We start from the raw sequence: 13,128 nt of genomic DNA, 5'->3' as shown, positions 1-13,128 counted from the left end.
AATGGAGTATTTTTCTATTTCATATAAGGGTGATTTTAGAGAAAAAAATGAAGACTACTTTAAAAATGAAACTTTCAAAGATTCTAAAATATTTTTAATAGCGGATGGAATGGGAGGATGCAAATATGGTGAAAAAGCATCAGAAATTGCTGTTGAAGAGTTTTTGATTTGTTTTAAAAATCATTATGAGGAAAAACTTAGCATGAAAGATTTGATTTATGGCTCAATTCATCATGCAGGTTATAAAATTTTGGATTTCTCAAATTCAAATAATTGTCTAAATAATATAGGAACAACATTCTTAGCCTCTATTATTAAAGAAAATACGATGTATTTATTTAATGTTGGAGATAGCAGAGCTTATTTACAAAATGAATATGGGTTTTATCAAATATCAAAAGACCATGTTGTAAAAAACAATGAAAATCTTAAAAATGCTATAACAAGAGGACTTGGTTTTTTGAGTATGGATAAACCTGATTATATTATTAAAGAATTAAGCGATGATGACCAAATATTAATGGCGACAGATGGTTTTTACAAATTCATTGATAATAGTAGTATTGAATATATTTTGAAATCAAACTTAAACGTAAAAGAAAAATGCAATACATTATTAAAAAATGTAATTAATAAATCTGATGATAATATAACAATTACATTAATTAAAATATAGAAATTATTTATAAGCTGTCGAATATCGATGGCTTATATTTTATAAAGGAGATTTAAATGGAAGAAAACAATAATAAATTGCCTTCAAATTCTTATGTTAATTTATTTATAAATAGACACCAACATGCCCCAACTTATTCGATAATTACTCATGGTTGTCAAATGAACGAACATGATTCCGAAAAAATCAAAACATTACTAGAAAATATGGGGTTTGAACAATCTGATGAAAAATTAGATGCAGATTTTATAATTTTTAATACTTGTTTGGTAAGAGAAAATGCAGAAATGAAAGTCTATGGACAATTGGGAGCATTAAAAAACTTAAAAAGAGAGAATCCCGATATGCTAATCGCTGTCTGTGGATGTATGATGCAGACTGGTCCAGCAAGAGATATAATTAGAGAAAAATATCCACAGGTAGATATAGTCTTTGGAGTAAATAACATAAATTCATTACCATATCTTATAGATAGACACCTAAGCAGCGGAAAATTAGTTGTAGATATCGAAAGAAAAGATGATATTGATGAAGATATTGCTATTAAAAGGGAAAATGAATATGTTGGTTATGTGAATATAATGACAGGATGCAATAACTTTTGTACTTATTGTATAGTTCCTTATGCGAGAGGCAGAGAACAGAGTCGCTCTGTTGAAAGTATTTTATCAGAAGTAAAAAGAATGGTAGATCAAGGATATAAAGATATAACTTTACTTGGACAAAATGTAAATTCTTACGGAAAAACACTTGAAAATCCTGTTACTTTTACCGAGTTATTAACAAAGGTTAATGATGTTGAAGGACTTGAAAGATTAAGATTTTTAACAAGTCATCCTAAAGATATCTCGGATGAATTAATTGACGCTATGGGTAAATTAGATAAAGTTTGTGAAAACATTCATCTACCTTTTCAAGCTGGGTCAAATTCAGTTTTAGAAAGAATGCACAGAAGATATACTAAGGAATCTTACTTAGAGAAGATAGAAAAATTAAAGAAAAGCGTACAAGGAATTACTTTTTCAACAGACATTATAGTAGGATTTCCTGGAGAAACAGAAGAAGATTTTCAAGACACTTTAGATGTGGTTAGAAAGGTTGGATACGAACAAGCTTTTACATTTAAATATAACAGAAGACCAGGAACAAAAGCTGACTTGTTTGAAGATCAAGTTGATGAAGATGTAAAACAAGATAGATTAGAAAGACTTTTGGATGTTGCTTATCCGATTTTTTACGAGAAGAACAAATCATACCTTGGTACTATACAAGAAGTATTAATTGAAGGAGAAAGTAAGAATAATCCAGAAGTAATGACAGGAAGAACTAGAACATTTAAGTTAGTAAATGTTAAATGTGATAAATCTTATATAGGGAAATTAATAAATACAAAAATTGTAGATTTTAATTCTTTTGCATTAACAGGGGAAATGGTGGATTAATATGGGTTATACTCCTATGATTAAACAATACAAAGAAATAAAAGAACAGAACAAAGATTGTATATTATTTTTTAGATTAGGAGATTTCTACGAAATGTTCTTTGAAGATGCATTACTAGCTTCCAAAGAACTTGAAATTGTTTTGACACAAAGAGACTGTGGAGAAAACCAAAAATGTCCAATGTGTGGTATTCCTTACCATGTGAGTGATGTTTATATTAATAAATTGGTATCAAAAGGATATAAGGTTGCTATATGTGAACAACTTGAAGATCCCAAATTGGTAAAAGGTTTAGTTAAAAGAGGAATCATTAAAATCTATACTCCTGCTACAGTAATTGAAAATGAGAATTCTGACACTGGAAATTTTAATTACTTGATGAGTATTTCAAAAAAATCAAATGAAGTTGCTATTTCATATATAGATATTTCAACAGGTAACATTTCGTATACTAATACTACATCTGATGATATTTATAAAATAATTGAAAACGAGATTTCAAAAATTACTCCAAAAGAAATAATATTTAATGATCATGAGTTTTCAGCTAAATCATTAGAAACGATAGCAACTAAGTTTTCTATTGTATTAACAACTGTTAATAATAGCACTAATGCTTTAGATTTTATTAATAGCAAGATAAAATACGATAATAGCAACAGTGAAACAACTAATATTTGTGTTGCGAATTTATTAAAATATGTGTTCAGATATCAAGAGGATTTAGTTCATATCAATAGCTCTAGTAAATATTTTATCAATGAATTTATGCAGATTGATTCTAATAGCGTTATTAATCTAGAAATTCAAAAAAACTTATACACAAATTCTAAAAATGGTAGTTTGTTCGGAGTATTGAATCATACAAAAACTTCTATGGGATCTAGACTATTGCATAGTTATCTAGAAAGACCATTGATGGATAAAGAAGAAATTCTAACTAGACAGAATAGAGTTGAAGAAATTTTTAAAGATTACGAGTTATTAGTTAATTTAGAAGATTGTCTTGATGGTATATACGATTTGGATAGGCTGATAGCGAAATTATCATATAAAAGTGCCAATGCCAAGGATTTAATTGCTCTAAAGGTTTCTATTGAAAAGATTCCTTATTTAAAAAATCTTTTAAATTGCAATAAGAAAAACATGCAATTATTAGGAGAAAAATTAGATGATTTACGAGATATATACGATTTAATTGATAAATCAATAGTTGATGATCCTCCAATAACTTTGACAGAAGGAAACTTAATAAAATCTAATTTTTCTACTGAATTGGATCAGTTGAGATATAACAGGGTGAATGGAAAAAATGAATTAGTAGAATACGAAATGTCTGAAAAAGATAGATTAGGAATTAAAAACTTAAAAATTGTATTTAATAAAAAACTTGGTTACTTCATAGATGTAACCAAATCTAACTTAAATAAAGTTGGAGATGATTATGAAAAAAGACAAACATTAACTAATTCATCAAGATTTAAGACTAAACAATTAGAAGCTATAGAATCAAAAATATTAGATTCTGAGGATGAGATCTTTGAACTTGAATATAAGATATTTGAGGATATTAGAAAAATGATTCTAGAGAATTTGTCTAGAATAAAAAAATCAGCTGATCTGATTGCAATCATTGATGTGTCAAATTCACTTGCTAAATGTGCTTATTTGAATAATTATATTAAGCCTGATATCAACACTTATGGATTAATTGATGTACTAGAATCCAGGCATCCTATAGTGGAGTTAAGTGTGGGTCAATCTGAATTTATAACTAATGATATTTTAATAGGATCAGGGAAAAATGATATACAGTTAATTACTGGACCTAATATGAGTGGTAAATCTACGTATCTTAGACAAGTAGCCCTAATTTGCATATTGAACCAAATTGGTTCATTCGTACCCGCTACCAAGGCAAATATTTCGATTGTGGATAAGATTTTCACCAGAATTGGATCAAGTGATAACTTATTTAAAGGTGAATCTACTTTCATGGTAGAAATGAAAGAAATGAGCAATATTATCAAGTATGCTACTTCAAATAGTTTGTTAGTTCTAGATGAAATAGGTCGAGGTACATCAACATTTGATGGGCTAAGTCTTGCTTGGTCTATCGTTGAATATATTTCAAAGAATATAAAAGCAAAAACTTTGTTTGCAACTCATTATCATGAACTTACAGAATTAGAAAAAAAGTTGGATAATCTCATCAATATGAAAGTCGATATAAAAGAAACTAATGACTCTATTATATTTTTAAGAAAAATTACTAGAGGTTCGACTGATAAAAGCTATGGTATTGAAGTAGCTGAGTTAGCTGGAATGCCAAAGACTCTTATAAAACGTGCAAAATCAATTTTAAAAGAAATTGACAAGGAAGATACTAAAATTGATTTACCAATTGCAGATTTTACAGTTAATAACGATGATGACGATGAAAAAAATATTAATGAATTGGAAAATTTCAAGGATGAAATTAAAAATATTAATATAAATGAGATTACTCCTCTTCAGTCCCTACAACTGTTGAATGAGCTTGTTATTAGGGCTTCGAAATTAGGTGATAAAGATGATTAAGTTATTGTCAGAAGATACAATTCAAAAAATCGCAGCAGGTGAAGTTATTGAAAGACCAGTTTCAGTTATAAAAGAATTGGTAGAAAACTCTATAGATGCTGGAAGTGATACCATTGTTGTAGAAATTAAAAATGGTGGAAAAGATTTTATATCTGTTAGCGATAATGGTTCTGGAATTGAAAAAGATGAAATAGAACTAGCGTTTAAAAGACATTCAACTAGTAAGCTTGAAAAATTTGATGATTTGTATGACATAAGGACATTAGGTTTTAGAGGAGAAGCGCTAGCTAGTATTCTTGCTGTGAGTAAACTTTCTGTTAGTACGAGAACAAAATCAGAAAAAGTAGGGAAAAAAGTTGAGTTTAGAAATTCAAAGGTTATTAGTGGATCTGATGTTGCTACGAATGTCGGCACTAAAATAGTAATCAAGGATTTATTTTACAATGTGCCTGTAAGAAAAAAATTTATGAAGTCAGACCAGACAGAAGCAAATCTAATAACAACTACAATGTACAAATTTGCTATTTGCAACACAGATGTGTCTATTAAATACATTAAAGATAATAAAACTCTGTTTGAGACTAAAAAGAATTCTTCAATTAGGGAGAATATTATTAACTTATTTGGTACTTCGATGTCAAATAATTTAATTGATATAGATATAAATTCACGAGATTACAAAATCCATGGCTATATTTCAAATAATAATTTGTATAGAGCTAATCGACAAATGCAATATATATTTCTAAATGGAAGATTTGTTAAATCTGAAGACATAAGAAATACCGTAGAATCTAATTATAAATCTGTAATACCTAATGGGAGATTTCCATTATTTTGGTTGTTTTTTGAAATAAATCCAAAGCTTGTAGATGTTAATGTTCATCCAAATAAACAAAAAGTTAAAATTTCTATTTTAGATGAAATATTGGAAGAACTTAATAAAAAAGTTAGATTTTTATTAGAAAATAATTCACGAATTGCAAATATTAGCCAGTCAATTCCTGATGATGACAAGTACAAAGATTTAAGAAAAAATTATTTTGAATCTGATTTTAGCACAACAAACTATAAGTACGATAAGGTGTCAGAACCTACTTATTCTTATAATCTTTTCAATGATAATTCAAAATTAAGTAATTTGAGAAATATAAGATACAAAGATGAGTCAGAGGATATTATCAGAAAGTCAGAAACTAACGAAGATTTTGTTGTAGACAATAAAATAGAAACTCAAAATACTTTAATTACTAACTTTAACGAACAAATTAAAGTTGAATCTTCTTTAAAAAAATATGAAAAATTCGATATCTTAACAGTTTTATTCAAAACTTATATTTTGGCTAAGGATGAATATGATTGTAAAGTTTATTTATTTGACCAACACGCATGTCATGAGAGAATTAATTATGAAAAATTAACAAAACAAATGAAGGATAAAGAAGTAGTATCTCAAAATTTGGTTTTTCCAATTAATATATCTTTAACTGATGAATTAATGAAAATATATGCAAATAACAAGAGTATATTTGAAGAATTGGGATATGAAAGTGATGTTTTTTCAGATGATTCCGTTGTTATTCGTGCTGTTCCTTATTTATTTGGGAATTCAAATGCTGAGTTTTTATTTACTGATATTTTGGATACTATTGCTAAGAATTCAAATGATCCTTTTGACGTAATAGAGTCTAAAGTAATAAAGAGATCTTGTAAAATGAGCGTAAAATCAGGCGATACATTAAGTAACTTTGAAATAATTAAACTTTTAGAAGATTTATTTAAATGTGAATATCCATTAACTTGTCCTCATGGAAGGCCAACTTTTATTGAAATGAATGAAAAAGATTTAGAAAAAATGTTTATGAGGATAAAATGAAAAAAAAATGTATTGTAATCGTCGGACCTACTGGAGTAGGGAAGACCAGGTTGAGTATTTTTTTAGCAAAAAGATTAAACAGTCAGATTATTTCTGCAGATTCTATGCAAATCTATAAGTATATGGATATTGGTACTGCAAAAGTCGAACTAAAATATCAGAAAAAAATAAAACATCATTTGATAGATATAGTTGAACCAGATGAAAATTTTAATGTAGAGCAATTTCAAAGCCTTTGCATAGAAAAAATTGAAGAAATTTCATCTAAAAACAAAATTCCAATTATTGTTGGAGGAACAGGATTATATATCAATTCTATAACACATAAATTAGAGTTTAACACTGTTAAGTCTGATGAAAAATTAAGATATGAATTGGAAAATATTGCAGAATCACAAGGTAATCAAAAACTTCATGAAATGCTGGAGAATATAGACCCTGAGTCGGCAAGTAAAATTCATATGAACAATGTGAGACGTGTTATTAGAGCAATTGAAGTGTATAAGCTTACTGGACATAAGTTTAGTGAAATAAACGATAAATTTGATCACTATAATGATGATTATGATTTTTATATAATTGGACTAAATGATGATAGAGAGAGTCTTTATGAAAGGATAAATCAAAGAGTAGATGATATGATTGATGAAGGATTTATGGCCGAATGTAAGTACATTTATGAAATGACAGATGAAAATTCCCAATCAATACAAGCTATAGGTTACAGAGAAGCTTTCATGTATTTGAATAATGAGATCTCTTTTAAAGATATGGTTAGTTTAATGAAAAAAAATAGCAGAAAATATGCCAAGAGACAATTAACTTGGTTCAGACAAGATGAAAGAATTCATTGGATGAATTTTAAAGATTTTAAAAAATTTGAAGATATTGAAAAAATTTGTTCGGAAAATGTGAAAGAATGGTTATATGATAAAAGATAAAATAAAAGAATGGTATGATGTAGATGATTATAGCTACGATACAGTAATAAAAAGTAATAATCAACTATCAGATAAATTTAAAGAATTGGAGAATTTGGAGTTTGTTAATCAACTTAAGGTTTTGAAAGCTTTCCAAGATAATAAGTTACAAGCTACAGATTTTGCATCAACAACTGGATATGGATATGGAGATGTTGGAAGAGATAAATGTGAAGCGATTTTTAGGGATATTTTTAAGGCAGAAGACTGTCTTGTTAGACCTTCAATTGCTTCTGGAACTCACGCATTGAGCTTATTAATGAAGGGCGTATTATTACCTGGAGATAAGTTATTATATATTACGGGTTTGCCTTACGATACATTACAAGAAGTGATAGGTATTGAAGGTAATTCACCATGTAATTTAAAAGAGTATGGTATTGACTTTGACTATGTTGATTTGGTCGATAATAATATAGATTTAGAATCTGTAGAATCTAAAATAGACTCTTCAGTAAAAATGATTGCTATTCAAAGGTCAACAGGATATAGCTTGAGAAATGCTATAAATATTGAACAAATTGAAAAAGCAGCTAAATTTATCAAAGATAAGTTTCCTGAAATTATCATCATGGTTGACAACTGTTACGGAGAGTTCACTGAATACAAAGAACCTATTGAGGTTGGATGTGATGTTATTGCTGGATCTTTGATAAAAAATCCAGGTGGTGGAATAGCGCTTTCTGGTGGATATATTGCTGGTAAAAAGTCCATCATAGATAGGGTAGCGAATACATTAACAGCACCAGGAATAGGGAAGGAAGTAGGAATAACTTTTGGCACTACTAGAAACACACTGCAAGGGTTATTTATGGCTCCAAAGATTACAATAGAAGCTATGAAATCAGCATTATTATTTTCTCATGTATTTAAAAAATTGGGATTTAAAACAATACCTGATGTGGAAGATAAAAGAAGTGATATAATTTGTGCGATTATTTTAAAAAATGAAGAAAGAGTTGTTGAATTTTGTAGATCTATTCAAGAATCATCTGTTGTAGATTCACACGTAGTTCCTTATCCTTGGGATATGCCAGGATATGATGATAAAGTTATAATGGCATCTGGAAGCTTTATTGATGGTTCTAGTATAGAGATTTCAGCTGACGGTCCATTAAGAGAGCCATATGTAGCTTATTTTCAAGGATCACTAAGTTATAATCAAGCATTACTTGCTTGTATGAAAGTTGTTAAGAATTTAAAAAATAAAAATCTAATCTAAATTAATAAAGCCTTCCTATTGCAAAATAAGAAGGCTTTCTTGGTATTATTTAATAAATAGTTCTGTATAGGCCAATAACTTTTCCTAAAATTTCTACATCTTTTACAATAATAGGATACATAGTTGAATTAGAAGGTCTTAGTTCAATATGATCCGAATGTCTGTAAAACCTTTTAACAGTTGCTGATTCATCCATTAATGCAACGACAATATCACCATTATTTGCAGTATTTTGTTTTCGTACAATTATCTTATCACCGTTTAATATTCCATCTTCAATCATAGATTCTCCTTGGACTTTCAAAATAAATACTACACCTTGTGATGTATATTCAATAGGAAGAGGAAATGTATCTTCGACATTTTCTATGGCCAAAATTGGCATTCCAGCTTGAACTTTTCCAACAATAGGAACATCTATAGTCTCTTTTTTTATTTCGTTTTCTTGTTCTTCATAAACACTATCTATAATTTCTAAAGCTCTATTTTTTAAAGGATCTCTTCTTAAATAACCCTTCATTTCTAATTTCAAAATATTATTATGAACAGTTGATGTAGAATTGATATTCAAACTATCACCAATTTCGCGAATAGCAGGGGGATATCCTTTGTAATCTATATATCTTTTTATAAATTTTAATATTTCTATTTGCTTAGAGGTTAAATCATCGTACATTAATATACTCCTTTTCTATTCTTTTCTTGATTATATCATATTTCTTCAAGAAATGAAACATTTGTTTCCTTTTTTAATAGAACATAAAAACTTTTGTTGACATATAAGAACATATGTTGTAGAATAAAAGCGTAGAACATATGTGCAGAAAATAGTTTCTGAACGGGAGGAAATATGAAAAAATATAAAATTACAAATAAGTTCAAATTTTTTAGATTTATATCGATTTGTTTTGTAGCATTGTCTTTGATGATTTTAATCCTAACTTCTAATCTTAGTTATGGTAATTATGAAAATCAAGAATATAACACTGAGTATTATATTGTAGAACCATCAGATTCATTATGGAAAATTTCTATAAAATTCAAACCTGATAATATGAGTACAAGACAATTTATATCTATAATAAAACAATACAATAGATTTATAGAAGGTAGCTCAATTAAAGTAGGCGAACATTTGAACATACCTTTAATAAATAAATAAGATACTGTTATACTCCTAATACTATCTAATAACAGTAATGAAGATCAAGCGCATGTCTTGATCTTTTTGTCTTTCTTACTTATTTTTTTTTAAATCGTTGTTCAAGCTATTAAGTGGGTTCTTATTTACTGCATTTCTTAAACTATTATTATCTACATGTGTGTATATTTGTGTGGTGGACACTGATTCATGTCCTAAAATCTCTTGTAATACTTTTATATCGACATCACCATATTGATACATTAAAGTAGCTGCTGTGTGGCGTAATTTATGAACACTGTATATACTAGTGTCAAATCCACCAACTTTTAAATAATGTTCTATTCGGTACTGTATTGCACGATTGCTCATTCGATTTCTTTTTTTGCTGATAAATAGTGCGTCATTATCGATTTCTGGTCTTAGTTTAAGATAATTATCTAAAGCATCTAAACACATATCATTTAGATAAACAGTTCTTTCTTTGTTTCCTTTACCGATAACTCTCAATGTATTTGTTTTTATATGATCGATGTTTATGCTACTAAGCTCTGATAGTCTCATGCCACAGTTTAAAAATAATACTGTAATACAGTAATCACGAGCTTTTATTTCTTCATCTTTTTCACGTAGTATAACTTTAAGTAAATCTAGTGATTCATCTAGAGTAAGATATACTGGTTGTCTAATATTTTTTTTTGGTGAATCTAAGAGTTCTGCAGGGTTTATTATATCAAGTTTTCTAATATTGATAAGATACTTATAAAATGTTCTGATACTAGAAGTTTTACGGCTGCGTGTAGACGAACTATTAGATCTATTATGATCTAAAAATCCCATAAAAGAATGCAGATCAATAACATCAATATTTTTGAAAAAATTCAAATCTACATCAGAAGAATCAATCTGAACAATATCATCAAATGATTTTAATTTTATATTTTGCTTACGCGCTATAATGTATTTAATCATTAAATTGATATCGTAAGCATATTCTTTAACTGTATTTGACGAACGTCCTTTAATAGTTTCTAAGTAGTCTAAAAAGTCCATAAGTATCATAGGATAGCTATTCATAGTACCTCCAAAATCAATAACCTCAATGTCACAAAATTATTATTTTGTGACATTGTAATTTTATCAAAAACCTCCTCTTTTGTCAAAAAAATATAGCAAATTTTAATTGCTATATTTTTTGATCTACTATAAAATTTTTTAAGTTTTCTAATCCTTGTTTAATGTCTTCAATACTTGTTGCATAGCTCATTCTAATATATTTGTCGTTTCCAAAAACAATACCTGGTACGAATGCAACGTTATATTTGGAAAGCAATTCATTACATAATTCTAAAGAATTATTAATTGTACTATTATAAAATTGATCTATTTTAATGAATATATAGAAGGCTCCTGCTGGATAAATATATTCTATGTCAAATTCATCTAGTTTGGATACTATATAGTCTCTTCTGGACTTAAATTCACAAATCATTTTCTCTACTTCATCAGATTCGTCTTTTAAAGCTGTTAAACCGGCTATTTGGCTCAATGTATTAGCATTGGATGTAATATGTCCTTGAAGTCTTTTTATGAGCTTAGAGACTTCCTTAGTGCTACAAGAATATCCCAACCTGAATCCAGTCATTGCATAAGCCTTTGAAAAACCATTAATTGTTATTGTTATCTCATTAATTTCATCAGATAATGAGCCTATACTTATAAATTCTTTATCATATGATAATCTTTCGTAAATTTCATCAGATATAATATATACATTATTTTCGACTGCCCAATTACCAATACTAAGTAATTCTTCTTCTGAATAGATAACTCCTGTAGGATTAGAAGGATTATTTAATATAAGACATTTAGTGTTTGAGTTTTTATATTGGTTTAATATATCGACATCGACTTTGAAGTTTTTGTTATATGGTAAAATGACAGGCTTACAATCTGTTAATTTACACATTTCAGGATAACTTAACCAATATGGAGATGGTATAAGAACTTCATCATTAGGATTTGTTAATGCAAATAAGCTATTAACTATTGCTTGTTTAGCACCAGTGGATACAACTATAGAATCTTTATCGCATTTTATATGATTACATTTGTTAAGTTTTAAACTTATTTCTTCTCGTAAATCAGGTATTCCGCTAGTATCAGTATATCTAACAATTCCGTTATCCAAGTACTCTAAAGTTTTATCAATTATATATCTTGGAGTCTTGAAGTCTGGTTCTCCAACTGTAAAGTTATAGACTTTTATTCCTTCTTTTTTTAATTTATTAATTTTAGCACTCAACTCAAGTGTTAAAGATGGATTTATACTGTTAATTTTATTTGATAACATAATTGCTCCTTAATTCGTGTAGTTTTTTTATAGATTTAAGTGTTGTATAATTTAATGCAAAATTTCCCATTAAATAGTTACCATCAAACTGCTTTCCATGACAGTCGCTTCCTGCTGTATAAATTAGTTTGTTTTTTATCGCTATATTTAAATATTTTTTGATATCAGTAAATGAATGCTTTGAATTAATTACTTCAATTCCATCAATACCCATTTCTATTATTTCATTTACAATATTATCATCATTCAATGTTATAGGATGTGCTAAAACACATACTCCATTAGCTGATTTTATAGAATCAATAATGTTTTTTAGTGATGTGAAGTTTTTTGCGACATAACATTTACCTTTTGGAGATAAATATTCGTTAAAAGCTTCGTTTTTATTTTTGCATATATTAATATCTACTAAATATTGAGCTAAATTACTTCTAGAAAAAACTTTATCCTTACTATAATTTAGGACTTTTTCTTTGTCAATTTTGATTCCAAATTTAGCAAAATTTTTCTCAAAAATATCAATTCTATTTGCTCTATCATTTATAGCTAATTCAGAAATTTTTCGTAAGTTTTCATTGGAACTATCTACATAGTACCCAAGAATATGTACTTCTTTGTTTTTGTAAGTTATACCAAATTCTACAGCTTTAATGATGTTAGTATTACAAAGTTCTGGATCAGCAGACATTAAAATATCATGATCAGTAATTGCAATTTCATCTATATGATTTTTATTTGCAGTTTTTTGAATTTCTTCAATACTTAATCTTCCATCACTTTCTGTAGAATGTACGTGCATATCAATCATTTTTAAATCCTTTTAAAGTTTTTCATATTAGAAGAAGGTCAACAAATGT

General features: G+C 27.9%; 11 protein-coding genes. 7 read left to right on the top strand and 4 right to left on the bottom strand.

Annotated features, from left to right (window positions below; translation table 11 throughout):
* Position 1: 1 nt before the first annotated feature.
* The 6 genes from DES33_RS02085 to DES33_RS02060 are packed head-to-tail and all read left to right on the top strand — an operon-like array spanning position 2 to position 8,777.
* Entirely contained in the window at positions 2-676 is a 675-nt protein-coding gene (locus DES33_RS02085) for a protein phosphatase 2C domain-containing protein (RefSeq protein ID WP_110057952.1), read from the top strand.
* A 56-nt stretch (positions 677-732) separates the two neighbouring features.
* The gene (gene miaB / locus DES33_RS02080; protein ID WP_110057951.1) at positions 733-2,118 is read left to right on the top strand and encodes a tRNA (N6-isopentenyl adenosine(37)-C2)-methylthiotransferase MiaB; all 1,386 of its coding nucleotides are present in this window, start codon (positions 733-735) and stop codon (positions 2,116-2,118) included.
* A 1-nt stretch (position 2,119) separates the two neighbouring features.
* Positions 2,120-4,699, top strand: coding sequence for a DNA mismatch repair protein MutS (gene mutS / locus DES33_RS02075; RefSeq protein ID WP_110057950.1), 2,580 nt, complete (start codon positions 2,120-2,122; stop codon positions 4,697-4,699).
* Positions 4,692-6,575, top strand: coding sequence for a DNA mismatch repair endonuclease MutL (mutL, locus tag DES33_RS02070; RefSeq protein WP_110057949.1), 1,884 nt, complete (start codon positions 4,692-4,694; stop codon positions 6,573-6,575). The genes mutS and mutL overlap by 8 nt, the downstream gene beginning before the upstream one ends.
* Positions 6,572-7,516, top strand: coding sequence for a tRNA (adenosine(37)-N6)-dimethylallyltransferase MiaA (gene miaA / locus DES33_RS02065; RefSeq protein ID WP_110057948.1), 945 nt, complete (start codon positions 6,572-6,574; stop codon positions 7,514-7,516). Before mutL ends, miaA begins: the two co-directional genes overlap by 4 nt.
* Positions 7,503-8,777: a methionine gamma-lyase family protein gene (locus DES33_RS02060; RefSeq protein ID WP_110057947.1), complete on the top strand. Its 1,275-nt coding sequence runs from the start codon at positions 7,503-7,505 to the stop codon at positions 8,775-8,777. The genes miaA and DES33_RS02060 overlap by 14 nt, the downstream gene beginning before the upstream one ends.
* Positions 8,778-8,826: 49 nt before the next feature.
* Here the strand turns inward: DES33_RS02060 and lexA are convergent, their stop codons facing one another.
* A complete protein-coding gene (lexA, locus tag DES33_RS02055; protein ID WP_002836400.1) occupies positions 8,827-9,453 on the bottom strand; it encodes a transcriptional repressor LexA in 627 nt (208 codons plus the stop codon).
* 174 nt (positions 9,454-9,627) lie between these two features.
* On the opposite strand from lexA, the gene DES33_RS02050 reads away from it, so the two are divergent.
* Positions 9,628-9,939, top strand: coding sequence for a LysM peptidoglycan-binding domain-containing protein (locus DES33_RS02050; RefSeq protein WP_110057946.1), 312 nt, complete (start codon positions 9,628-9,630; stop codon positions 9,937-9,939).
* 75 nt (positions 9,940-10,014) lie between these two features.
* On the opposite strand, the gene DES33_RS02045 is transcribed toward DES33_RS02050, so the two are convergent.
* The 3 genes from DES33_RS02045 to DES33_RS02035 form a co-directional block, all read right to left on the bottom strand.
* A complete protein-coding gene (locus DES33_RS02045) occupies positions 10,015-10,995 on the bottom strand; it encodes a tyrosine recombinase XerC (RefSeq protein ID WP_094224685.1) in 981 nt (326 codons plus the stop codon).
* Between the two features lie 109 nt (positions 10,996-11,104).
* A complete protein-coding gene (locus tag DES33_RS02040) occupies positions 11,105-12,271 on the bottom strand; it encodes a pyridoxal phosphate-dependent aminotransferase (RefSeq protein ID WP_110057945.1) in 1,167 nt (388 codons plus the stop codon).
* On the bottom strand, positions 12,258-13,079 hold the full coding sequence (locus DES33_RS02035; RefSeq protein WP_110057944.1) for a PHP domain-containing protein: 822 nt from the start codon (positions 13,077-13,079) through the stop codon (positions 12,258-12,260). The genes DES33_RS02040 and DES33_RS02035 overlap by 14 nt, the downstream gene beginning before the upstream one ends.
* Between the last annotated feature and the right edge of the window lie 49 nt (positions 13,080-13,128).

This window comes from Finegoldia magna, assembly GCF_003182075.1.
In the GTDB taxonomy this organism is placed as follows: domain Bacteria; phylum Bacillota; class Clostridia; order Tissierellales; family Peptoniphilaceae; genus Finegoldia; species Finegoldia magna.
The sequence above is the reverse complement of the archived record's forward strand: the minus strand, read 5'-3'. Positions and strand labels throughout refer to the sequence as shown.